21 protein-coding genes are annotated in these 24,812 nt (G+C 31.5%); 4 read left to right on the top strand and 17 right to left on the bottom strand.

All coding sequences use genetic code 11. The features are described 5' to 3' along the window. Positions 1–38 precede the first annotated feature (38 nt). Positions 39–335 (top strand): hypothetical protein, encoded by a 297-nt coding sequence (locus ACSVC9_RS03975; protein WP_446899063.1) that lies wholly within the window; start codon positions 39–41, stop codon positions 333–335. 11 nt (positions 336–346) lie between these two features. Here ACSVC9_RS03975 and ACSVC9_RS03970 read toward each other — a convergent pair whose 3' ends face one another. Genes ACSVC9_RS03970 through ACSVC9_RS03960 form a run of 3 tightly spaced genes read right to left on the bottom strand, consistent with a single transcriptional unit; the run spans position 347 to position 2,713 of the window. Beyond that, the gene (locus ACSVC9_RS03970) at positions 347–958 is read right to left on the bottom strand and encodes an ABC transporter ATP-binding protein (RefSeq protein ID WP_446899062.1); all 612 of its coding nucleotides are present in this window, start codon (positions 956–958) and stop codon (positions 347–349) included. Between the two features lie 14 nt (positions 959–972). Next, complete coding sequence (locus ACSVC9_RS03965; RefSeq protein WP_446899061.1) at positions 973–1,731, bottom strand: ABC transporter permease; 759 nt, start codon at positions 1,729–1,731, stop codon at positions 973–975. Beyond that, complete coding sequence (locus tag ACSVC9_RS03960; RefSeq protein ID WP_446899060.1) at positions 1,694–2,713, bottom strand: ABC transporter substrate-binding protein; 1,020 nt, start codon at positions 2,711–2,713, stop codon at positions 1,694–1,696. Before ACSVC9_RS03960 ends, ACSVC9_RS03965 begins: the two co-directional genes overlap by 38 nt. Before the next feature lie 448 nt (positions 2,714–3,161). Here ACSVC9_RS03960 and ACSVC9_RS03955 point away from each other — a divergent pair, with 448 nt between their 5' ends. Genes ACSVC9_RS03955 through ACSVC9_RS03945 form a run of 3 tightly spaced genes read left to right on the top strand, consistent with a single transcriptional unit; the run spans position 3,162 to position 6,465 of the window. Beyond that, positions 3,162–4,223 (top strand): sugar phosphate nucleotidyltransferase, encoded by a 1,062-nt coding sequence (locus ACSVC9_RS03955; protein WP_446899059.1) that lies wholly within the window; start codon positions 3,162–3,164, stop codon positions 4,221–4,223. Between the two features lie 19 nt (positions 4,224–4,242). Continuing rightward, a complete protein-coding gene (locus ACSVC9_RS03950) occupies positions 4,243–5,403 on the top strand; it encodes a glycosyltransferase family 4 protein (protein ID WP_446899058.1) in 1,161 nt (386 codons plus the stop codon). A 3-nt stretch (positions 5,404–5,406) separates the two neighbouring features. Beyond that, positions 5,407–6,465, top strand: a complete 1,059-nt coding sequence (locus ACSVC9_RS03945) for a glycosyltransferase (RefSeq protein WP_446899057.1) — start codon at positions 5,407–5,409, stop codon at positions 6,463–6,465. A 73-nt stretch (positions 6,466–6,538) separates the two neighbouring features. Here ACSVC9_RS03945 and ACSVC9_RS03940 read toward each other — a convergent pair whose 3' ends face one another. The 14 genes from ACSVC9_RS03940 to ACSVC9_RS03875 all read right to left on the bottom strand — a co-directional run bounded on the left by ACSVC9_RS03940 (position 6,539) and on the right by ACSVC9_RS03875 (position 24,526). Continuing rightward, positions 6,539–7,630 (bottom strand): glycerol dehydrogenase, encoded by a 1,092-nt coding sequence (locus ACSVC9_RS03940; RefSeq protein WP_446899056.1) that lies wholly within the window; start codon positions 7,628–7,630, stop codon positions 6,539–6,541. 128 nt (positions 7,631–7,758) lie between these two features. Then, entirely contained in the window at positions 7,759–8,769 is a 1,011-nt protein-coding gene (locus ACSVC9_RS03935) for a spore photoproduct lyase family protein (protein ID WP_446899055.1), read from the bottom strand. Continuing rightward, positions 8,735–9,562, bottom strand: a complete 828-nt coding sequence (locus tag ACSVC9_RS03930; protein ID WP_446899054.1) for a 5'-methylthioadenosine/S-adenosylhomocysteine nucleosidase family protein — start codon at positions 9,560–9,562, stop codon at positions 8,735–8,737. The genes ACSVC9_RS03935 and ACSVC9_RS03930 overlap by 35 nt, the downstream gene beginning before the upstream one ends. A gap of 88 nt (positions 9,563–9,650) precedes the next feature. Further along, entirely contained in the window at positions 9,651–10,883 is a 1,233-nt protein-coding gene (gene preA, locus ACSVC9_RS03925; protein WP_446899053.1) for an NAD-dependent dihydropyrimidine dehydrogenase subunit PreA, read from the bottom strand. A 3-nt stretch (positions 10,884–10,886) separates the two neighbouring features. Continuing rightward, positions 10,887–11,204, bottom strand: a complete 318-nt coding sequence (locus tag ACSVC9_RS03920) for a hypothetical protein (protein WP_446899052.1) — start codon at positions 11,202–11,204, stop codon at positions 10,887–10,889. A gap of 24 nt (positions 11,205–11,228) precedes the next feature. After that, entirely contained in the window at positions 11,229–12,596 is a 1,368-nt protein-coding gene (gene hydA, locus ACSVC9_RS03915; RefSeq protein ID WP_446899051.1) for a dihydropyrimidinase, read from the bottom strand. A gap of 47 nt (positions 12,597–12,643) precedes the next feature. Beyond that, positions 12,644–14,131 (bottom strand): NCS1 family nucleobase:cation symporter-1, encoded by a 1,488-nt coding sequence (locus ACSVC9_RS03910; protein ID WP_446899050.1) that lies wholly within the window; start codon positions 14,129–14,131, stop codon positions 12,644–12,646. A 92-nt stretch (positions 14,132–14,223) separates the two neighbouring features. Continuing rightward, on the bottom strand, positions 14,224–15,450 hold the full coding sequence (locus ACSVC9_RS03905; RefSeq protein ID WP_446899049.1) for an allantoate amidohydrolase: 1,227 nt from the start codon (positions 15,448–15,450) through the stop codon (positions 14,224–14,226). Positions 15,451–15,510: 60 nt separating this feature from the next. Next, on the bottom strand, positions 15,511–16,872 hold the full coding sequence (locus ACSVC9_RS03900; protein WP_446899048.1) for an aminotransferase class III-fold pyridoxal phosphate-dependent enzyme: 1,362 nt from the start codon (positions 16,870–16,872) through the stop codon (positions 15,511–15,513). A gap of 31 nt (positions 16,873–16,903) precedes the next feature. After that, positions 16,904–18,052, bottom strand: coding sequence for an iron-containing alcohol dehydrogenase (locus tag ACSVC9_RS03895; RefSeq protein WP_446899047.1), 1,149 nt, complete (start codon positions 18,050–18,052; stop codon positions 16,904–16,906). Positions 18,053–18,213: 161 nt separating this feature from the next. After that, complete coding sequence (locus ACSVC9_RS03890) at positions 18,214–19,455, bottom strand: PucR family transcriptional regulator (RefSeq protein WP_446899046.1); 1,242 nt, start codon at positions 19,453–19,455, stop codon at positions 18,214–18,216. Between the two features lie 143 nt (positions 19,456–19,598). Further along, positions 19,599–20,186, bottom strand: coding sequence for a protein kinase (locus ACSVC9_RS03885; protein ID WP_446899045.1), 588 nt, complete (start codon positions 20,184–20,186; stop codon positions 19,599–19,601). A 67-nt stretch (positions 20,187–20,253) separates the two neighbouring features. Next, entirely contained in the window at positions 20,254–23,460 is a 3,207-nt protein-coding gene (gene carB, locus ACSVC9_RS03880; protein ID WP_446899044.1) for a carbamoyl-phosphate synthase large subunit, read from the bottom strand. Then, entirely contained in the window at positions 23,447–24,526 is a 1,080-nt protein-coding gene (locus ACSVC9_RS03875) for a carbamoyl phosphate synthase small subunit (RefSeq protein ID WP_446899043.1), read from the bottom strand. The genes carB and ACSVC9_RS03875 overlap by 14 nt, the downstream gene beginning before the upstream one ends. Positions 24,527–24,812: the final 286 nt, after the last annotated feature.

Raw genomic sequence — 24,812 nt, 5'->3', positions numbered from 1 at the left:
TTATTCATATTTATATAAAATTATATATAGGTGATAATATGAGTAATTTTTCAGGATTAATATCAGAACACATAAGAAATATAAATAAATTTATTGTTTCTAATATAATTTGTTTAAATAAATTTTTTAAACGTAAAAAAACTATTGACAGTATGTATAAAGATATAATAGACGAAAAAATTGCAGATATCAATATGTTGATATCAAAAATAGAATCTATAAAAAATAAAAATAAAGAACTCATAAATTATATTTCAAACACGGAAAAATATATTAATGAAAAAGAGGCCCTTATAAAAAACATTCAAATTCTAACTTCTAATAAGTCATTATAATCATTTTTTTATTATGATAGCGAATAAATAATATCTCCCAACTTTTCAGCCTCTAATTTATCGTGAGTCACAAATATTACAGTATTGTTTGCTTGTTGATGAATTTTCAAAAACTTATCCATAATTTCATCTTTTAACTTACAATCTAGACCTTTAAATGGTTCATCCATCAAAATTAAACTGGCATTATAGGCAATAGCCCTTGCAAAAGCTACTCTTCTCTTCATTCCCCCACTCAATTCTTCAGGGAATTTATTTTCGTATTGTTTTAGATGAACCATTTCCAAATATCTAGAAACAGTACTAGCAATATTCTGTCTGCTAATATAAGATTTAAGCACAAATGCAATATTCTCATATACAGTTAAATTTTTTATAAGCCTATCCTCTTGAAATACATAGGAGATATTTGTACTGTTTACAACTACATCTCCATCATAATCTTTGTCAATACCAGATATTATATTTAAAAGTGTAGTTTTTCCACAGCCTGAAGCTCCTAACACAACTGTAACTTTATTTTTTATAAATTTCATATTAAGTCCATAGAAAACATGGCTTTTCCCATAGGATTTGTATAAATTTTTTATTATGACTTCATAACTATACTGATTATCTTGCAAAATACCATCCCCATCTATTTACATGATGAAAACCGATTGATAAAATATTTGAATATAATTTCAAACATAAAGCTCAATGCTATTACTACAGATGTCCAAGCAAATAATTCAGATGTTTCAAGCATTGTTTTTGCGTCAAGAAGATTTATTCCTATAGAATATTTAGGAGTACTTAGAACTTCAGCAGCAACCGAAACTTTCCATCCTATACCTAAGCACATAAGTATTCCTGATACAATATAATTTTTTATTCCAGGCAAATATATATCTTTTAATATATATTTTTCTTTTACTCTATAAAGTCTTGCCATCTGTATAAGATTTTTATCTGCAGATCTTATTCCTTCTAATACATTTGTATATACTATTGGAAAACATATCAATATTGCTGTAAATATTACTACATTTGAAGACGTAAACCAAACAAGAGCAATTATTATTATTGACATTACAGGAGTAGATTTTATACTTATAACTATCGGCTGTAAAAAATCTTCTACAAATTTATTAATTCCTGCAAATATTCCTAAAATAATTCCAGAAAATATTGATATTGATATTCCCAATATAACTCTAAATAAACTGTATAAAATACTTTTCCAGAAATATACATCCCCAATTAGGGTAAACAAAGATTTTAATACTTGAAATGGAGATGGAAGTAAAATATCACTTCCCACTAAAGCGGAAAGTATTTCCCATATTATAATCCAGAATACACAAATACCTAATTTTTTAATTGTTTTTGTTTCCACTGTAATAGAAATTCTCATCCGGCAATTTTCCCCCAATTGACTTTGGATAATAATTCATCAATATACTATAAAAATTTTTCAAAGCTTTTTTTCCATTATCTGAACTTATAAATACTATGTTACACCTTGGTATTGCCATTTCAGCTACTTTTGCCTTTGGAATTATTCCATTCTTTTCTACAAGTTTTGCTGCATCCTCAGTATTTTTATTTACAAAATCTACGGAATCTTTATACTTTTTAAGGAACTCATCTGCACGTTTTCCATTTTTGTCTACAAAATTTTCTGTAAATATAACCGTTCCCATAATAAGATTATTGTCTTTTCCCGATACTTTACTCCACTCCTTAGTAAGATCTATTGGTATGTTCAATTCTTTGTCCTTCATTTTTACAGTAGTCACAAATGGTTCTGGAAGTAGTGCTATATTAACTTTCTTAGCTGCAACTACCGTTGCCAGATCACTATGATTCATTTTATAATCTATGTTAACATCTTCTCCGGGAGTTAGTCCATTCTTTTTCAAAATATAATTTAATGCAAACTCCGGTACGGCACCTTTACCGCTGGCATATATTGTCTTTCCCTTTAAATCACTTATATTCTTAATAGTATTTCCATTCTCAACTATGTACAATACTCCTAGAGTATTTATTCCTGCTAATTTCACTTTTCCTTTTGTTCTGTTATATAAAATCGCTGCCAGGTTAGAAGGTACTGCTGCTATGTCTACATCCCCAGATACAATTTTGGAAACCACCTGATCTGCTGAATCATATATTGAAATATCATAAGATGACCTGTCATCTTCCATAAGTTTTACCATTCCAATTCCAGTAGGACCTTTTAAGGTCGCAATTCTAATCTTATCATTTTGAGAAACCTGCTGCTTGTTTTGACTACTTCCCAATTGATCTGAACTATTTGCGCATCCCGATATGGATAATATTGAAATTATCAAAACAAATACTGCTAAAACAATGCCAAATCTGTTTTTCAAAGATTCCACCTTCCTAATTTTTTATTTACAACTCTTTATATATGAATATTATATATCAATTTACCCCAAATTTCCATTTATGCTACTTAACATAATAAGGTGTTTTGAATTAGTTTTTTCGGGAAAAGGTTGACATTGTAGAAAACATGAACTAAAATGTATTTATTAGCAACCATTGTTATTGAGTGCTAATATAAGAATTATAATATAATGTACGTGCTTATTTGGCGTATAACTCAAAAAACATATCTCAACTGATATCATACTAAATTTAAGTTTGATATCCAGCTAAAATTTATCTTAGAAATTTTAACCTTCTAAAATAAAAGATTTTAAAAGTTAAAGACAAAATGAAATAATTAAATGTGCATTATACAATTTCTATAATTTTATTATGCTTATTTGGTATACTAAAAATTATTATTTATGTTCATAAGGGGGAATTGCAATGAAAGCATTACTTTTAGCAGGTGGCAGAGGTACTAGGTTAAGACCTTTAACTGACAGTATTCCAAAGCCTATGGTTCCTATTATGGGAAGACCTCTTCTAGAAAAAACTATATTAGAACTAAAAAAATCTGGAGTAAATGAAATTATAATTAGCACTTGTTACAAATCCGACTATATTAGGAACCATTTTGGAAATGGTGAAAAATTAGGCATAAAAGTCAATTATATATCTGAAGATTTGCCCCTTGGTACAGGTGGCGCTATAAAAAATTCAGAAAAATTTTTTAATGATACTTTTATAATTTTAAATTCTGATATAGTATCAAACATACCTTATGACAAGTTTATAAAATATCATAAGCAAAAACATGCTCAAGTGTCAATAGCCATGACCAAGGTTGAAGATCCTTCACAATACGGTGTAATAGAATTTGACGATAATAACTATATAAAGGCATTTAAGGAAAAACCTAAAAAGTATGAAACTGTTTCAAAGTGGATAAATGCAGGTATATATATTTTTGAACCGGAAATATTAAATGAAATTCCAAAAGATAAAATAGTATCTATTGAAAAGGATACATATCCTCTCCTTTTAAATAAAGGTTATAGAATGGCTGCATACAAATACTCAGACTATTGGTTGGACATCGGCACATTAAAAAAATACTTTCAGGCACATATAGACATCTTTTCAAGTCATTATAAGAATATCTTAAATAAAAAACCTGATTTCAAAATAAATAATCTTATAATAAAAGGGAAAAATGTAATTATAAATTCAAATTCAAATATAAGTGGTCCTGTATTTATAGGAGATAATGTCAATATATGTGGTAATTGTCATATAGGTCCATATACAGTCATAGGAAATAATTCAGTAGTATCTTCTAATTGTACTATATACAAAAGTATATTGTGGAATAAGGTTAATGTTGATAAAAACGTAACATTAAAAAATACTGTAATAACTTCAAATTGCAAGGTAAGGGCATATTGCAATATTGAAAATAAAGCTTGTATAGCAAATGATTATAATATTGATTTACTTGCCATATAAAATTAAAGGAGTGAAACACATGAATAAAAATATAGTCTTCTTAAGCACATATCCACCAAGACAGTGTGGCATAGCAACATTTACAGAAGACTTAGTAAAAAATCTAGAAATCAATTATCCCTCGAATTCCTATAATATCATAGCTATAAATGATAAAAACTATGATTACGACAATCATGTATTATACAGCATAGACCAGTTCAAAAGAGATAATTACAAAAAAATATCAGAAAAGATAAACAATTCTGATGTAGATTTAGTTGTAATAGAGCATGAATATGGTATATACGGTGGTGATACAGGTGAATATGTACTTGATTTTGTTGAAAATCTCAATGTTCCTGTTGTGACTACTTTACATACCACTTTATCAGAACCTACTAAAAAACAAAAATCTATAATATGTAAGCTTGGCAAAAAAAGCAATAAAATAATAATTATGGCTCAAAATTCCATGAAAATATTAGAAGATATATATTCCATACCAAAGAAAAAGATTGAGGTTATGCATCATGGTGTTCCAGACATTGTGATACCAAATATTAACCAGCTAAAAGGAACTCTTGGCTATAAAAATAACTCTATAGTAAGCACTTTTGGTCTTTTAAGCCCTGGAAAAGGAATAGAATATGCAATAGAATCCATAGGAAAAGTTTCTATAAGACATCCTGAAGTACTTTATCTTATACTTGGTAAAACCCATCCCTGCATAAAAAAGGATTTTGGCGAAAGCTACAGAGAAAGTTTAAAAAATATGGTGCAGAAATTAGGTATAGAAAACAATGTTAAATTTGTAGATAAATATCTCACAAAACAGGAAATAGTAGAATACTTGAGCATATCCGACATATATATGACACCTTATTTGGGAAAAGAGCAGTCTGTAAGTGGAACTCTAGCCTATGCAGCAGGCTATGGCAAAGCAATAGTATCAACTCCTTATAGGTATGCCGAAGAGATGCTTAAAAACAGAAATGGCATTCTTGTGAAATTTAGAGATTCAGATTCTTTGTATAATGCAATTGAGTTTTTACTCGACAATCCTGTTGAAAAGGCTATTATGGAAAAAAATATGCTTAAAACAGGTAAAAACATGAGATGGCCAATTATAGCATCTAAATACAACAAGCTATTTTCAAATATCATCAAAAACAATGAATATGCTAAGCAGGTGGTGTAATTAATGTTTACAGAAGTAGATTCAAAACCTCTACTAATAATAACTGATGATACAGGAATGATACAGCACAGTTGTTTTACAATACCTGATCCAAATTCCGGATATACCACTGATGACAATGCAAGAGCTTTAATAGCTGCTGTTATGCTATATGAAAGATACAAAAGTCAAAAATATCTAAAATTGATATTTAGATATTTTTCATTTCTCATATATGCACAAAATAAAACCGGGAGTTTTAGAAATTTTATGGATTACAGTCGAAATTTTTTAGAAGAAAATGGATCAGAGGATTGTTTTGGAAGATGTTTATGGTGTCTTGGCTTCACAATTAATTCACGGTGCCTCCACAGTACCATTAAACATTCATCATTTAAAATCATAAAAAATTCCCTCCCAAACATAGGTAATTTGAATAACATAAGGGGCAAAGCTTACACGCTAATAGGTTTATGTCTGATTTATAACTTTCTACATAAACCAGACATAGATATAAACATATCCGATTCAATTAAAACTACAATAAAAAGCTATATAATTAAAATGTCAGATGAACTTATATGTGCATTCAAGGAAAACTCGGACAGTCACTGGAGATGGTTCGAAGGTGAATTGACTTACGGTAATTCAATAATACCTTTAAGTTTATTAAGAAGTTGTAATATAAACAAGAAAAAAGACTGCTTTACAACTGCAATTGACTCTCTTAACTTTTTAGACAATCTATATTTCAAAAATAATTATTTTAAACCTATAGGATGTAGAGGGTGGTACAAAAAAGGAGATTCCTCACCAGCAGAATTTGATGAACAGCCTATAGAGGCGTGTGGTACATCCCTACTATACAATGAAGCTTATAAGATAACCGGCATAAAAGCTTATAAATCAAAAGCAAAATTATGTTATGAATGGTTTACAGGCAAAAACTCCATAGGATTACCTCTTATCGATGAATTGACAAGGGGATGCTATGATGGGATAATGGACTCTAAAATAAATTTGAATACTGGGGCAGAAAGCATACTTTCAAAAATAATTACACAACTAATAATTAGTGAATAAGTTAAAGAACAGGTTTAATGGGTCATTCAACAGCTCCCATATTTATCCTGTCCTTTAAAAAATTCATTTTGAATTATTCATATAATCTCCCCAATTTATCTGTAGATAATATTGCAGCATAAACATCCTCACTGGTAACTTTAAAAGGCATATTGTGTATTGTTTCACCTTCAGCACAGGAAAGTTCTGCTGCTTTCATTATATCTTGCTTATCTATTTCTTCTATTCCCATATCGGATAGTGTAATCGGCAACCCAACCTGCAGACAAAAATTTATAACCTTTTCTATTTCTTCTAAAGAACTGTTTTCAAGAATTAATTGAACTAATGTTCCAAAAGCAACTTTTTCACCATGATACAGATTATGGCTTTCTTTAATTGCAGTAAACCCATTGTGAATTGCATGTGCAGCTGCAAGTCCACAGCTTTCAAAGCCTACTCCGCTTAAATAAGTATTTGCCTCTATTATATTTTCAAGTGCTTTAGTAGAAACTTTGTTAAGTACTGACATCTTCGCTTTAAGTCCATCTTCAAGGAGTGTATTATAACATAATTCTGAAATAGCAAAAGCAGCTTTTGTAGCCTTGCCTCCAGCCATAGTAATTGCTCCTGAATTGATACAGGCCCTCGCCTCAAAATATGTAGCTAGAGCATCTCCCATACCTGCTACAAGAAGCCTCACAGGTGCTTTTGAAATTATGGATGAATCTACAAGTACAATATCAGGATTTTTAGGAAGAACAAGGTACTCACTAAACACACCTTCATCTGTATATATTACCGAAACTGCACTGCATGGTGCATCTGTTGCTGCTATAGTCGGAACTATGACAACAGGCATTCCTGAAAAATATGCTACCGCTTTTGCAGTATCAAATATTTTACCACCTCCTATACCAACAACTACATTACCGCCTTCTTCTTTTAAACGTTTACTTAGCCTATTTATCTCATTTCTAGAACATTCACCATTAAAACTTTCAAATGTCAATGAACAATTTTTTGCTTCAAAACTATTTTCTATAGTCTTTCTAGTTCTTTCTATTCCACTTTTACTGGCTATTATAAAAAAACTGTTTCCAAGATCTTTTACATAATTATATATTTTCCCCAATTCACCATTGCCCTGTACATACTTTCCAGTAGAAATAATAATTCTTGGCATTACTACCACTCCTTTAATATTAACATCAATGATATAATATAATTATATCATTAATCATTTCTACATTAAAGTAACACATTTCTCATCAAAATTTACAAAATCTGATTAATTTATACTTTATGATCTTTTTAAATATATATCTTTTCTTTTTCTAAATACTCGGTTAGAATATTATAAATAAAATCTATCATTTCCGTACAATGGGATTTAGTATAAGTGTACACTCCATTATCAATTCTAAATGGATATGCCAAAATTTCAGACAATGGGTTTACCCTTTTCATATTTTTAATATAGTTTTTTGAGATTCTAAACATCCCGATACTAACATCGTAAACTTCAAGAGGCGAAATATTATCAAAAACACATCTTATACATTCATTATAGTATTTCTTCCAATTTTTAACATAAAGAATTGGATCAAAACACAATCTTACTTTCCATCCCCTAGAAATTGCTGCTTTTACGCTTTTCAATCTTGATTTAAAAGCTGGTGCACCTGATTCATACCTTCTGGATATTTCATCCGGTGAAAATGTCCATGCGAGTATTACATTCTCACAAGGTTGCAAGTTTTCTATACTTCTAAAATTAGCACTTTTTGTTCTTATTTCTATAATTAGATTCTTGTGTTTTCGAGTAAATTCTATCCATTTTTCACTAAACCCCAATATATTTTCAAATGCTAAAATATCTGTATCATAAGATATACATAAATATAGAGGATGCTTTTTTAATATATTTTCGACTTCCATAAATGTATCCTGTAGATTCACAAATACAACTATGTTAGCTGATGAATACATTCCCTGAAGATAACAGTATTCACAATTATATATACAATTCATGATAGAGGATGTGTAGTAAAAATATTTATTTCCAAAATTTTCGCATACTTTAGCACCTTTGTAGATTAAAGTTCCTTTTTTTATAGCAAGTATTAAATTTGGATGACATTTCTGCAGAAAAAAATCCTGATTTTTTCTGCAAAATACATTTTTATAATGATTTATTACTATAACTTTAGAATTTTTAAAATTAGATAATATTTTCTTTGTATTTTCATTTTCAAAAGCTCTATTTTCTACATAAATATGAGAAAAACTAGAAAATTGCAAGTTGTTTTTTAAGCTGCTCAAAATATATCTTCCCTTCGCGTTTCGATCTACAATAAATTTGAGTAAAAGGTTCAAGTGCAAGAATTAAATTATCATTTATAAGTTTGTAACTTCCAGATAGCTTTCTCAATTCATGTTGCATAGTTATAGATAATTTTAAGTTAATTGCTATTTCATTTATATAATCCATGTCTTTTGAAGAAAAAATATTCTTCGGCTTTGCCACCTGATCTTTTATCTCTATAATCCAGTCCGATATCTTCTCAATATTCATTCTTATTAAATTTTCAACATCATCTCCTCTTAATATTTTATTATCCAAATAGTCAGATATAACCTTAATACAAATAATTCTATGAGGTGGCATGAATATGGCAACAGATTGAAAAAAAGCCGCTCCTTCCATGTCCACGAATTCACTTTTTATATTACTATTGGAATAAACAACCCTATTAAAACTTTCAAGACTTCCTTCTGCAAACGGATGTTTAAATAATACGTCAGGATAGAACTCTCTATTGTCTTCATTACTAATTATTTTATTCATCAATACAACCGTACCAATTCCTATTTTTTTTGATACACTACCACATATACCTATATTTAAAAAAGTATCATAACTGTCTGCATTAAATTTACTAATCAGATATGTACATGCACATGCTGTATTTATACTTCCAGCATCTGTAACTATAAGAACAATTTCTCTATTTTTAAACACCTGAAACTTATTTATGGAACTATCCTTTTTCAAGCAGAATCTATCTATAAACGGTTTTGCTTCATAATATAACGCTGCTGCCAGAAAAATCATTCTATTCTCTCCTCTTCTAACTTATAATATTTTTATACAAATACACCACTTTATTATAATATAATAAAGTGGTGTATAAAACAATTTTCTAGGTATCCACCGATATATTTTTTACATTTATATGCTTATACGCCTTTTCTCCATACACTATATCATTTACAGGACATATATTTGCACATAAATGGCATCCAACACATTTTTCTTTTAAAAGAATTGGCTTTCTATTTTCGTAATCCCATTTTATTGCCTGATGTCCACCATCATAACATGATATGTAACACCTCCCACATCCAACACAATTATAATCTTCAAATTTGGGATAAATTATATAGGATCTGTCAAGCTTTTCTGCAGGGACAATATTATCAATTGCAATTCCAACCATGTCTTTTAATTTTTTAAATCCTTTTTTTTGCATATAATTAGACAATCCATCCTTAAGATCATCTATTATCCTGTAGCCATATTGCATAACTGCTGTAGTAATCTGTATATTAGAAGCACCCATTAATATAAATTCTGCTGCATCTTCCCAGGTCTCTATTCCTCCCATTCCACTTATGGGTACATTATCCATTGTAGAACTACTTGCTATATCATATATAAACCTAAGTGCTATAGGTTTTATTGCTTTTCCGGAATAACCTGAAACCGAAGATTTCCCATTTATTACTGGACAAGGTGAAAAATTCTCCAAGTTGACTCTTGTTATGCTTTTTATAGTATTGATTGCCGCTATAGCATCTGCACCACCTCGTATTGATGCCTCTGCAGGTAAAACAATATTTGTAATATTAGGTGTCATTTTAGCAAGAATAGGAATATTTGTACCTTTTTTTACTGCCTTACAGTACTTTTCTACAAGCTCGGGATTTTGCCCTACATCTGATCCCATACAATCGGATGCCATCTGTGGACAGGAAAAGTTACATTCAACCATATCACATCCTGCTTCCGTTACCATTTTTGCCAACTCAGTCCATTCCTTCTCAGTTTGTCCCATAATTGAAGCTACGAGAATTTTTTCTGGATATTTCTGTTTTAGCTTCCTCATAAAACAAAGATTCTCTTCCAGGGAATGATCTGAAATCTGTTCTAAATTTCTAAGTCCTATAAAAGGTGTATTTTCTTTTCCTATTACATCAAATCGCGGAGATACTTCATCAGCAACATAAAATCCCACAGTTTTAAATACAATTCCTCCCCATCCCATTTCAAATGCCTTGGAGCACATTTCATAATTACTTCCAATTACAGAAGATGATAAAAAAAATGGGTTTTTACATTCTATTCCACAGAACTCTATAGAAATATCATTCATTTTTTATACCTCCTCTAATAATTTTCCATTGCACAAAATTTCTTGTACTATTCTCAATTTTATAGAGCCGTCAATTTTACCCCTTATACAATTTCTTTGGCAATACATTACATTATTGCAAGCTTCGCCACAAGGTCCTTTCTTTTTGAAGCTTTCAATAGACTTCATTAAAGCTCCTTTGTAATTTTTAAATCTCAAGGACATTATAATAGAAGCAGGATCTTTTCCTGCAGGACACATCTTACTGCAAGGTGGATCATAGCATAAAAGACATCTTGATGATTCTTCTATTAATTTAGTAAATCTCATATTATTTGCCATATTGAAAGCCTCCTAAAATCTACATTAATTTCTTCTTTTTCTTTTTATAAATTTTCCCCATCCAGGTTGTCCAATAAATTTTCCATCTTTAAATATCAATTTTCCTCTAGAAAATGTCATTACAGGGTATCCTTTTAGCTCAACGCCTTCCCATATCGTATAATCCACATCAGAGTGCATATTGTCTTTTGAAATAATAAAATCTTTATTTGGATCATATATTACTATGTCAGCATCTCCTCCTACAATAATACTTCCTTTTTGTGGCGAACAACCATATATTTTAGCAGGATTTGAGGAACAAATTTCAACTACCTTATTAAATGAAATCCTACCTTTGTTTGCTTCACTAAGCATATAAGGATACATATTTTCTATACCCATACATCCATTTGGTATCTTTGTAAAATCATCTTTTCCCCAGTCCTTTTCATATGATTGGAAAGGACAATGGTCTGTAGCAATAGTAGAAATATCTCCACTCTTTATTCCGTCCCATAATGCTTTCTGACTTTCAATTCCTTTCATTGGCGGTGAGCATACAAAATTCCTTCCATCTTCCCTTTTAAAAACTTCATTTGTAAAATACAGGTACTGTGGACAGGTTTCTGCATATATTTCATATCCCTCATCTCTTGCTTTCTTAACTTCCTCCATACCTTCTTTATTTGCAAGATGAACTATATAAAGAGGAGCTTTCAATTCCTTTGCCCAATGTATTGCTCTCTTATCTGCTTCAGCTTCTACAAATTCTGGCCTTGAAAGATAATGATACCAGGCAGAAGTTTTTCCTTCTTTCAAAAATTTTTCTGTTCGTATATCTATAAGATCAGGATTTTCAGCATGAACTGCTATTATAGCCCCTACTTCTTTAGATTTTTCTAATACTTTATATAACAGGCCATCATCTGCCATTAATCCTTCTTTTTTATAAACCATATATACTTTAAAACTAGGTATGCCATAATCTACGGCTTCTTTAAATTCATTTAAAACCTCTTGTCTTAGATCAGATATTACAACATGGAAAGCATAATCAACACAAGCTTGTGGTGCACACAGTTCATTTCTTTCCTCAGCTGTTTGGATTATACCATGACCTTTTTGTTGAAGCGCAAAATCAAATACAGTAGTAGTTCCTCCACAAGCTGCAGCTCTAGTACCCGCTTCATAACTATCAGCAGATATGGTGCCACCAAAAGGCATTTGGAGATGTGTATGCCCATCTATAGCTCCAGGAAGTACATATTTTCCTTTTGCATCAACAAGCTTCGCCTTACTATCAACTAAATTTGAAGCTATAGCTACAACTTTTCCTTTTTCTATACCTATATCAGCTTTATAAGTATCTAATGCAGTTATTACAGTACCATTTTTTATAATTGTATCCATAATTTATCACCCCTATTTAATAAAATGAATTACATTGTATTAGTCTTTTATTTCTCTGAAAATTCAACTTCACCTTGATCATTCTTTGAAAGTACATTCAACAAATAATAAACTACAAAGGAGACTCCAAAACCTACAAACCAAGCATAACTAAACAGTCCACTTAAACTAGGAACAATTTTTCCTATGAGTGCTGCAAAGATTCCCGCAACTAATGCAATAATTGCCTTTGGATTAAAGCCTTTATTATAGACATAGGAACCTTTTGTAAGATAAAGATCTTTAAGATATAACTTTTTCTTCTTTATGATCCAGTAATCACATATGATTATGGCAGCTACCGGTCCTAAAATCCCTGAATAAGTATCAAGCCAAGCATAAATATAACCACTCGGATCAGCCAGAAGTTTCCATGGCATTATGAGTATTCCTATTATTCCCGTAATAAGTGCACCTGTTTTAAAACTTATATGTTTCGGAGCTACATTTGAAAAATCATTTGCTGGAGATACAATGTTAGCAGCTATATTAACTGAAAGCGAAGCAACTACTATACCAAAAAAACCAATTAATATTACTATAGGATTAGTAAATTTAGATATTATTTCCACTGGATCCCAAATACTTTTACCATATATTACAGCTGTAGCAGAAGTTATTATTATTCCCATAGCGGAAAAAATTGTCATAGTTACTGGAAGTCCTATAGCTTGACCTATCATTTGCTCTTTTTGACCTTTCGCATATCTTGTAAAATCAGGTATATTCAATGAAAGAGTTGCCCAAAATCCAACCATACTTGTAAGAGCTGCCGGAAATACTTTCATAAAATCTTTCGTAGTACTTAATTTCCCACTTTCACTTAAAAGGGGACCAAATCCATGTGCAGATACCACCGCCCATGCCATTAAAATCAGTGCAAGGATTAATACAATAGGAGCCGCCCAATTTTCAAATTTTTTGAGCTGTTCCATTCCCTTGAATATAATCAGCATTTCCAAAGACCAAAATATCATAAAAGTTATCGCATTAGGTAAACTCAACCCAGCTATTTGAAAATTTCCTCCCAAGGCTTTCCATCCAGGTATCAAAGATGATACCAGCACATTCAATGCACTTCCACCAATATAGGTATTTATTCCAAACCATCCACATGCTACAACTGCCCTGAGTATTGCAGGTATATTGGCACCAAATACTCCAAAAGCTGCTCTTGAAAATACAGGAAAATTAATACCATATTTAGTGCCAGGATGAGCATTTAATAAAATTGGTATTAAAACTATTAGATTTCCAAGAGTAATAGTAAATAGGGATTGCTTCCAATTCATTCCCAGGGATATCAAGCTTCCTGCAAGCATATACGTAGGTATACAGTGAGCCATTCCAACCCAAAGGGCAGTAAAATTATAGGTGTTCCACGTTCTTTCTTTAGAAGGTATGGGAGCATTGTCATCATTGTACAATTTGCTTTCTTTTACTTCCGTATCTTGTATATCCAATTCATACATTTCCTTTTCTACTGGCTGTTCCATAATAAATCCCTTCTTTCCATATTTTTATTGCAACTCATAATATCTGTGTTAAGCAAAATTATGAGTTGCAGTTATTTTAATTTATAAAGTATCTACTTTTTATCGATATCAAGTATAGTTTGCAGCAGTACATTGGCACCCTTTAAGCAATTATCAAGTGGGGTTTTTTCTATTTCACAATGGCTGTGCCCACCAATGCTTGGAACAAATATCATAGTTACAGGAAGCATATCGGCTGCAAACTGGGCATCATGTCCAGGCCCACTGTACATTCTCATATTAGAATATCCATAAAGATTTGCATTTTTTTCAACTAAATTTACCAATTCTTTGTTGAAGCTAATAGTTTTACGTGCCCACAATTCCTTATAGCTAACTTTACACTTTGCAATTTCGGAGGGAATTTCTTTAATAATTTCAACTACTTGTTTTATAACCGCTGGATCTTGATGTCTTGCATCCAATGTAAACTTGACATTATCTGGTATGATAGTATGTACATTTGGTGAACAGTTAATCCTACCAGTAGTATAAACAAGCTTATCATCAAGCTTATCAAGTTCTCTGTGAAGGTATTGGATAGCTTCTGAAGCTGCTAAAAGAGCATCTTTCCTCATTTTTTGCGGAACAGTTCCTGCATGGCCAGCCTGACCTATGAATTCAAATTCATAGGTGACCATTCCAACAACACCTTCCACAACACCGATATCTTTTTTTGCAGCCTCAAGCACAGGTCCCTGTTCAATATGAAGTTCCAAAAGGGCCTTATAATCCTTAGGATTTATTCTGTTGCTTTTGTCACCTTTATATCCACTTTTATCCAAAGCTTCACCGAAAGTCACACCTTCAGTATCCGTTGAGGCTAGCATTTCCGTTTTATTAAATTTGCCTGTAATAACACCGGATGACATCATGGCAGGATCAAAACGTGCCCCCTCTTCATTGGTCCAAATCATCACTGTTATTGGATGTCGATGCGGGATCTTCTCCGTAACAATAGTTTCAGCTGCTTCCATTGCAGTCATTACACCCAAGATGCCATCATAATTTCCACCTTGTACCACCGAATCACAATGTGATCCCATTGCAATATGTGGAAGATTTTCTGACCCTTCAAAAGTTGCATATATATTTGCCATATCATCTGTTACAATCTTTCCCCCTAGCTTTTTCATGCGTTTGCAGAATTCTGCTCTTGCCTTAAGGTCTGCTTCTGATAAAGATAATCTTGTTATTCCACCTTTTCCTGTATCACCAAATTTGCTAAATGTAGTAATTTTATCTTCCATTCTTTTTTTATCACAGCTAATATTTTTCATTGCAATACACACTCCTTTTTACTTTTTTATTTAATCGTGAGAATTTTCTGTAAAATATTATTAATTATTTTCTATATATTTATCTACAAAATAAAGTATTTCATCTAAAATGCTCATTGCCTCTTCAAGTTCGTTTCTCTTTATGATAAGTGGCGGTGCTATCATAATACAGCTTTCATGGGAATAAGTTGAAAATCCTTTTTCCTTAAGCATACCTATAATTTTAGGCATTATTTCCTCTGGATCCTTCCCATATGGTACAAGTGGCTCTCTGGTTTCTCTATTCTTAACGAGCTCTATAGCTGAAAATAAACCTATATACCTTACATCCCCTACACTTACATGTTTATTCTTTATTTTTTCCAGCATTTCACCTAAGACAACACCCATTTTTTTCGAATTTTGTATCAATCCTTCTTGCTCATATACATCTATTGTCGCACATCCCGCTGCACATCCTAGTGGATGGGCATTATAAGTAAGTCCGCACATTAAGGTATTATTGTCAAAATATTCAGCTATTTTTTTGCTAACAATTACACCTCCGAGAGGAACATATCCACAAGTAATTCCCTTTGCAAATGTAATGATATCTGGCTCTACATTCCAATTATTACAAGCAAACCATTCTCCTGTTCTACCCCATCCAGTCATAACCTCATCACATACCATGATTATTCCAAATTCGTCACATAATTTTCTTATTCCTTGAAGGTATCCTTTAGGTGGGATAATTACACCATTGCTCCCTGTTATAGTTTCAAGAAAAATAGCTGCAATGTTCTCTGTACCCTCATATATCAATTGTTCTCTCAATTTACTTAAATAAAATTTAGAAGCTTCCTCTTCACTTTCAAATCTTATACTCTCTCTATAAATATATGGATCAAAAAATTTCACAAATCCAGGTATTCCAGGTTCACAAGTGTATCTTCTTGGTTCACCGCTTAAATTTGCAGCCCCAAAGCTTGCACCATGGTAAGATCTGTATCTTGAAAAAACTTTAAATCTTCCAGTAACCATCTTCGCTATTTTTATTGCATTTTCATTAGAATCTGCTCCTCCAAGAGTAAAAAATACTTTTCCCATATTTTTAGGTGCCTTTTCTACTACTTTAGCAGCTAACCTTGCCCTTACATCAACTGCATATGCAGGTCCCATAAATGGCATTTTTTCTGCCTGCTTTTTTATTGCATCTATAACAATTTTATTGCCATGTCCTATATTCAAATTCACAAGTTGTGAAGACATATCCATATATTTCTTTCCATTATTATCCCAAAAATAAATTCCTTTAGCCTTTGTGATAACAAGTGGATCAATCTTTTTCTGCGCACTCCATGAATGCATATTATATTTCTTATCATATTTTTTTATATTTTCTGCACTTATTTCTAATTCTTTGTTTTGTACTGTCTCCATTTTGTTCCTCCTCAATATACAAATTAAGATTTTAATATATTTTTTTATATATTTCTACAAGCTGTTCAACTCGAGGTTTTCTAGGATTAAGTTCAGTAGTCCTACTTTTCATAGCGTCTTGAGCCATTTTTTCAAAATTTTCTCTATCAACTCCAATCTCTTTCAATCTAGTCGGAAGTCCGGTTTCTAGAAATATATTTTTTATAGCCTCTATAGCCAAATAACTAGCCTCTCTTGTAGATTTACCAGATACATTTTCTCCCATAGCAGATGCCATAACTTTAAGTTTTTCCGCACATGCTGCTCTATTAAATTTCATGACTTCTGGAAGCAATAAGGCATTAGCAAGCCCATGTGGTATTCCATAATAAGCTCCAAGAGGCCTTGACATAGAATGAACAAGTGCGGTAGATGAATTACTAAAAGCAAGTCCAGCATACATTTGTCCAATAAGCATATTGCTTCTTGCTTCTATATCATCTCCTTTTAACACAGCCTTAGTAAGGCTATTGCTTATAATCTTTATTGCCTTTATGGCATATAACTCTGACATAGGCTGGGTTGCCTTTGATATATACGCTTCTATAGCATGAGTAAATGCATCCATGCCGGTTGCCGCTGTAACAGATTGTGGCATCATCAAAGTTAATTTTGGATCAAGAATTGCAACTTTAGGAATAATAAAATCACTAGAAATTAGCATTTTAATTTTTCTTTCATTATCTGTTATTATAGAAAACTTACTCACCTCACTACCAGTACCCGCTGTAGTTGGAACAGCTATTATCGGTACCGCGTCTTTTTGTGGAATTTTATCTTCATAATCAGTAATATCTCCGCCATTGGTAATTACCATGCTTATAGCTTTAGCTGCATCTAATGCACTTCCACCCCCAATTGCTACTATTACATCTATACTATTTTCTTTTGCAATTTTTACCCCATATCTTACAGTATCTACACCTGGATCGGATTCTACTTTATCAAAAACCACACAATCCAAATTTTCATCTTTCAAGCTATGTAACACCTTTTCCAAGGCTCCCGACTCCTTAGATGAGTGTCTACCTGTAACTATCATAACTTCTTTGCCAAATTTTTTAGTTTGCTTTCCAACCAGCCCTATCGAATCCTTACCATAAATTATATTTCTAGGACTTTGGAATATAGAATAGTTCAAAATATCACCTCAATTTAATTTACATTATTAATTATGCACATTATTAATTGATAAATTAATAATTAACATACATATAATTTATCACATTGTAAAATAAAATTATATGTCCACAGTGTACAAAGATATATACAAATTTTTGTACACTATAATTTTAGTGAAAGCTATATTTCCAGTAAATTTAAGAATATTCCAATACTCATACACAGTTTAATGTTAAATACTGTTTCTTCATCTTTTAAATTACATTGTAATATTTCTTCTATTCTTTTAACTCTATATTTCATCGTATTTCTATGAATATATAGCTCTTCTGATGTCTTTCCTAAATTTCTATTATTTTTTAAATATGCATTGAGAGTTTTAATTAGATAAGATGAATTTTTTTCATCATATTCCTTTAGTTTTAACAAATTTTCATTGAACAATTTTTTCATTTCATTATACGTATTCATCTCAAAAAATAGCCTAAATATACCTAGATCGCTATAGCTTACAATACAATTGCTTTTATTTAACCTCTTTAATATTTCTAAAACTTTTTTTCCTTCTGAAATAGCAGTTTTAAAATCGCTTAAATCATTACATAATCCGCCTATACCTATACTTACCGTAATATGATTTAATTTCTTATTAATTTCTTTCTTTATGGAATCTGCAATATGAACCATTTTATTTCTAATTGAACTATCCAACATTTTCTCGTTTTTATCCAAGGATACCATAAGGAAAAAGCTGTCACTTTGTACAACACAAAAATATTTTTTATTGTTCTTATATATTATTTCATCTATAATAGCCTGAATATAATTTTTTATATCCAAAACAACATCTTCATCCCCTAACTTATTAAATTTTATATATGAGCCGAAATCATCAATATTCACTACAATCGCACAATAATACATGTTTATACTATATCCATATAAAATAGCTCTATTTAAAACTTCATCAGTAATATCTATATCTTCAAAAATTATTTCTTTCATAAAATTATTCATGGACTCTTTTTGAATTTTTTTTGTAAAAATAGACCTGCAAATATTTTGAGTCACATCTATAAGCCTGATCTCAAATGGAAGCTCGAATATAGGAAAATCGATTTTATCCGCAAATTCTATAACTTCTTTGGGAGTTGATTTAATATAAGGTCCGACATTTATAACGAGTCCGGATAACTTCCTTAGATTTATCTCTCTCACAAATTTAAGTAATACTTCAGTATCATTGCCTATTACTACTCCTGTCATAAATAAAAGTTCTCCACCTTTTACATAGTCCACCGCATTAGGTATCTCAATAACATGTACCCAACTAATCACTTTATCCAGTCCACCAGCCCCTGCTACTATTTTCATTCTTTCAAGTCCCGGTAACTCCAATATATTTCTACAGGTTACAAACATATTTGTCACTCCTATATAAATCAAAAAAATTGTATATAAAATAAAAATATATCAATAATATTAAAAAATATTATTGATTATTTAAAATAATACACCATTTTATTATAACATAATAAAATGGTGTATAAAATGATCTTCCATATCTACTTTATGCCGCGTTTTAAATATCTTTCTATCCTGAAGCTCCAATCATCATAGACTTCGTCATATTCCTTATAGACAATATTTAAAAAATTTCCAAGTACTCCCAATTTGTTAAGTCCTTTCATCAAATGTCTTGGATAAATACAATTTTTTGAATAATTGTTTTTAGGATCAATGACATTCAAAAAAAATTTTTTATCTAAGTACAGATCCTTGCATCTTATGTCCAGTTTAGTAAACTTAAGTTTTTTAAATTCCTTTAAAAGTTCCACAATACTGTGCGCAGTATTGTAATCCAGCCCATTCTTCTTAATATAATAGTCCAATCTCTCACCTTTAGCATAGCTCCTCACAATATAGTGAGATCCATGAGAATAAATAGTTGGAAAATGCTTGCTTTTAGAAGTTTTTTTCAATATACTGTATTCATTTTCACATACAATTTTATTTTTAAAAATCTTAATTACCTTGTTATTTGGAAGTAAATACACTATACCATTGTGCCCTGCCCCTAAAAATTCCCCTTTTCTCAACAGCATCTCAGCCTTATTATCCAATTGAATATAGTAACCAGCTTTTTTACTCATAAAATTACCCTTTCCGATTACTGTTACTATATTCTATGAATAAATAGAGATTTAATTTACTAATACATCACTTATATTCTGAAAAAACCTCAATATCTTTTTCATCCCAATTGTTAGCATTGATATAAGCCATAGCTTTAAAGGTATCAAGGGATGTTATAACTTCTATATTTCTCTCAATTGCAGCTCTCCTTATGTGAAATCCATCCCGTCTGGAATCATTCCCCTTGGTAGGAGTATTTATAACCAAATCCACTTCTTCATTTTTTATGACATCTATTATATTAGGTCTTTTTTCTTTCATCTTTCTAACTTCTTTTACATTTATGCCGTTATTCCTCAAAAGCTTTGCTGTATTTTCAGTGGCAATAAATTTCCAACCCAATTTGTCAATTTCCTTAGCTATAGGTAAAAATTCCTGTTTGTCATGGTCGCTTATAGTTGCAAGTATAGTTTTAAATTTACTGTCAGAAAACATTTTTGCAGCCACAAATCCCTTATAAAGGGCTTCCGTAAGATTTCTCCCAACACCAAGCACTTCACCCGTGGATCTCATCTCCGGTCCAAGGGATACTTCTACATTGGGTAATTTCTGTGTTGAAAAAACAGGTACTTTTACTGCAGTAATATTAGGTTCCCTGAAGATACCAGTTCCATATTCCATATCTCTGAGTTTTTCTCCAAGCATTACTCTAGTTGCTATGTCTACAATGGGGACACAGCTCACCTTACTTATATAAGGCACTGTCCTGGATGCCCTCGGGTTCACCTCTATTACATAGAGATTATTTTTATATTCTATGAACTGTATATTTATCATTCCATGTATTCCTATTCCAATTGCCAGCTTTTTAGTATAGTCCAGTATTTTACTTTTCATTTCATTATTTATATTCGGGCTCGGGTACATTGTTATGCTGTCTCCAGAATGAACTCCTGCCCTTTCAAGATGTTCCATAATACCAGGTATTAAAATATCTTCTCCATCACATATGGCATCTACTTCTATCTCTCTCCCCATCAGGTACTTGTCTATCAATATTGGATTTTTCTTGTCTTTTAAAAATGCCTTTTCTAAATAGTAGGTTAATTCATTTTTGTTGTAGGTTATCTCCATACCCTGTCCACCAAGTACATAAGATGGCCTTACAAGTACAGGATATTCAAGTCTTTCAGCTTCCTTCAAGCCTTCCTCTATAGACCAGATTCCCTTTCCTTTAGGTCTTGATATTTCAAGCTTTTCAAGCAAATCATCAAATTTTTCCCTGTTTTCCGCAGTGTCTATCTGATCAGCCGTAGTACCAAGAGTCACTATATTCTTTTCCTTTAAAAATTCTGCCAACTTTATAGCAGTTTCACCACCGAATTGGAGTATTACACCATTAGGTTTTTCTTTCTCAATTACATTCAATACTTCTTCTTCTGTTATTGGTTCAAAATACAACTTATCTGAGATATCAAAATCTGTACTGACCGTTTCAGGATTATTATTTATTATAATAGTTTCCATGTTTAATTTTCTAAGTATTTTTATGCAGTGTACAGAAGCATAGTCAAATTCTATTCCCTGGCCTATCCTTATAGGACCGGAACCTATAACAAGTACTTTTTTATTGTTGGATACCTCAACTTCATCTTTCTCCTCATAGGTTGAATAATAATAAGGTGATAGTGCTTCAAATTCTCCTCCACAAGTATCAACCATTTTATAAGAAGGTCTTATATTCCATATAGTTCTCAATTTATATATTTCGTCAGGAGATACTTTAAGCATGTCAGCTATGCCTTTGTCAGAAAAGCCCTTTTTCTTCAGGATTTCAAGATACTTTTTATCCAGGTCATCTATTGTACTGTTTTTCAATTTTTCTTCCTGGTCTATTATCCATTTGAATTTGTATATAAAAAACTTATCTATTCCTGTTATTTCCGAAAGTTTATCTATCCTGTAGCCTCTTCTAATCATTTCAGCAAGTGCAAATATTCTCTCATCATCAGGATAGAATATTCTGTTTTTAAGTTTCTCCAGAGTAAATTCTCTAAATTTTTTATAATCCAGAGAATATGCCCCAATTTCAAGAGATCTTATACCTTTTAAAAATGCAGCCTCAAAATTACTTCCTATAGCCATAATTTCACCTGTTGCCATCATTTTTGTACCAAGTTTCCTATTTGCCCCCTGAAATTTATCAAAAGGCCACTTTGGTATTTTTACAACCACATAATCCAGTGAAGGCTCAAAACATGCAAGTGTCTTTTTTGTAACTGCATTTTCTATTTCATCTAATCCGTAGCCAAGTGCTATCTTTGCGGCAACCTTTGCGATTGGATATCCTGTTGCTTTTGATGCAAGCGCAGAAGATCTGCTTACCCTGGGATTTATTTCTATTACAGCATATTGAAAGGAATTCGGATTTAAAGCCAGTTGCACATTGCATCCGCCTTCTATTCCAACTTCATTTATTATATCTATTGAGGCAGTCCTAAGCATCTGATACTCTTTATCTGAAAGAGTCTGGCTTGGAGCTGTAACTATACTGTCACCTGTATGAATTCCAACAGGATCAATATTTTCCATATTACAAACAGTTATACAATTTCCAAAGCTGTCCCTCATAACTTCATATTCTATTTCCTTCCATCCTTTTATACTCTTTTCAATCAACACCTGACCTATAGAACTCAACTCAAGTCCCGACTCAAGTATATCTTCAAGCTGTTCTTCATTTTCAGCTATCCCCCCACCTGTTCCACCAAGAGTATACGCAGGCCTCACTATAACCGGATATCCTATCTTTTCAGCAAATTTTTTGCCACTTTTTACATCTGTTATAATATCACTTTCCACTATAGGTTGATCTATTTTATTCATGGTATTTCTAAATAATTCCCTGTCTTCACCTTTTTTTATGGATTCTATTGAAGTACCTATTATATTTACATTGTATTTTTCAAGTACTTTCTTTTCATGCAGTTCAACTGCAAGATTCAGTGCAGTTTGTCCTCCCATTCCCGCCAAAATGCTATCAGGTCTTTCAATTTCTATAACCTTCTCTACAAATTCCAAAGTAAGAGGCTCAATATATATTTTGTCTGCAACTTCCCTATCTGTCATTATAGTTGCAGGATTGCTATTTATAAGTACAACTTCTATTCCTTCTTCTCTCAAAGATTCACAGGCCTGTGTTCCCGAATAGTCAAATTCTGCGGCCTGACCTATAATTATTGGTCCCGATCCTATAACTAGTACTTTTTTAATGTTCTTATTTAATGGCATGACATTCAGTACCTCCCTTGGATGCATAACTTGCAAATTCATCAAATATATAATTATTATCCACAGGTCCTGGAGATGCCTCCGGATGGAACTGTATGGAATATACAGGCAGTTTACTGTGTTTCATGCCTTCTATAGTACCATCATTCAGACTTATATGAGTCATTTCCATATTTTCTGGAAGCTCACTAACATAATAGCCATGATTTTGAGAAGTTATATGAACCCTTCCACTTTTAAGGTCTTTTACAGGATGGTTACATCCTCTATGTCCAAATTTCAATTTTGCAGTACTTCCTCCAAAGGCAAGTGCAAGGAGTTGATGTCCAAGACATATTCCAACAGTAGGTTTACTAACTGCAAGTTCCTTTATATTCTTGATTTCATTTTTTAAATCACATGGGTCTCCTGGTCCATTGGATAGAAATATTAAATCCGGATCTATTCCAAGCACGGTTTCTACATCTGTATTTGCCGGAAAAACAGTTACTTTAAATCCTCTATCTACAAAATTCTTTATTATACTTTTTTTTACTCCGAAGTCCAAAACAGCAACATGTTTTCCTTCTCTACCCATTGAATATATATTTTTAGTTGTAACTTTTGATACAGCATCCCTATTTGAGAAAGAATTTATCTCGTCCTTAACCATGGGAAAATCCACATCTTTAATTGTTATAATTCCCTTCATAGTACCATTATTTCTCAGCAATTTTGTAAGGGCACGGGTATCAATTCCACATATACCCACAATCTTATTTAATTTCAAATAGTCATCAAGTTCCAGTTCTGATCTAAAATTACTGGATATATTACAATTCTCCCTGACTATGAATCCTTTTACTTTTGGAGTTTTAGATTCCATATCACTTAAGTTTATTCCGTAATTTCCTATAAGTGGATAGGTCATCGTAACAATCTGACCATAATAAGAGGGATCTGTAAGTATTTCCTCATAACCCGTCATGCCAGTATTGAATACCACTTCACCTACAGTATCTTTTAGATATCCAAAAGCTCTGCCCTCAAAGCTATCTCCATTTTCTAATATCAATTTTGCCTTCATAATATACCTCCTGTATTTTTACAGTAAAAATACACCCGAACATTAAAAAACAAAAAAGGCAATAGAAAAATCATTTAAAATAATTCTCCTATTGCCTAAACATCACTTAAATTTTTATATTTGGATATAAAATTATTAATTCCTTTAAATATATAAAAATAATTGACCATACATATACCTCTTTCTGGCCTCACAGGACCAATTTAAAGTGTATTTTTTACTTAAATTCTAATGACTATTCTAATTTAAAAACAAGTTAATGTCAAGTATAAAAAAGATAAAAAAT

This window comes from Clostridium sp. LBM24168 (assembly GCF_052953915.1).
Note: the sequence above shows the minus strand (reverse complement) of the source record. Positions and strands in the feature narration are given on the sequence as shown.

Excerpts from the sequence above, each read along its gene's own strand:
- ACSVC9_RS03975 (WP_446899063.1), top strand. The coding sequence starts at position 39 with ATGAGTAATTTTTCAGGATTAATATCAGAACACATAAGAAATATAAAT.
- ACSVC9_RS03965 (WP_446899061.1), bottom strand. The coding sequence starts at position 1,731 with ATGAGAATTTCTATTACAGTGGAAACAAAAACAATTAAAAAATTAGGT.
- ACSVC9_RS03955 (WP_446899059.1), top strand. The coding sequence starts at position 3,162 with ATGAAAGCATTACTTTTAGCAGGTGGCAGAGGTACTAGGTTAAGACCT.
- ACSVC9_RS03950 (WP_446899058.1), top strand. The coding sequence starts at position 4,243 with ATGAATAAAAATATAGTCTTCTTAAGCACATATCCACCAAGACAGTGT.
- ACSVC9_RS03945 (WP_446899057.1), top strand. The coding sequence starts at position 5,407 with ATGTTTACAGAAGTAGATTCAAAACCTCTACTAATAATAACTGATGAT.
- ACSVC9_RS03940 (WP_446899056.1), bottom strand. The coding sequence starts at position 7,630 with ATGCCAAGAATTATTATTTCTACTGGAAAGTATGTACAGGGCAATGGT.
- ACSVC9_RS03930 (WP_446899054.1), bottom strand. The coding sequence starts at position 9,562 with ATGATTTTTCTGGCAGCAGCGTTATATTATGAAGCAAAACCGTTTATA.
- preA (WP_446899053.1), bottom strand. The coding sequence starts at position 10,883 with ATGAATGATATTTCTATAGAGTTCTGTGGAATAGAATGTAAAAACCCA.
- ACSVC9_RS03920 (WP_446899052.1), bottom strand. The coding sequence starts at position 11,204 with ATGGCAAATAATATGAGATTTACTAAATTAATAGAAGAATCATCAAGA.
- hydA (WP_446899051.1), bottom strand. The coding sequence starts at position 12,596 with ATGGATACAATTATAAAAAATGGTACTGTAATAACTGCATTAGATACT.
- ACSVC9_RS03910 (WP_446899050.1), bottom strand. The coding sequence starts at position 14,131 with ATGGAACAGCCAGTAGAAAAGGAAATGTATGAATTGGATATACAAGAT.
- ACSVC9_RS03905 (WP_446899049.1), bottom strand. The coding sequence starts at position 15,450 with ATGAAAAATATTAGCTGTGATAAAAAAAGAATGGAAGATAAAATTACT.
- ACSVC9_RS03900 (WP_446899048.1), bottom strand. The coding sequence starts at position 16,872 with ATGGAGACAGTACAAAACAAAGAATTAGAAATAAGTGCAGAAAATATA.
- ACSVC9_RS03890 (WP_446899046.1), bottom strand. The coding sequence starts at position 19,455 with ATGTTTGTAACCTGTAGAAATATATTGGAGTTACCGGGACTTGAAAGA.
- ACSVC9_RS03885 (WP_446899045.1), bottom strand. The coding sequence starts at position 20,186 with ATGAGTAAAAAAGCTGGTTACTATATTCAATTGGATAATAAGGCTGAG.
- carB (WP_446899044.1), bottom strand. The coding sequence starts at position 23,460 with ATGCCATTAAATAAGAACATTAAAAAAGTACTAGTTATAGGATCGGGA.
- ACSVC9_RS03875 (WP_446899043.1), bottom strand. The coding sequence starts at position 24,526 with ATGAAGGCAAAATTGATATTAGAAAATGGAGATAGCTTTGAGGGCAGA.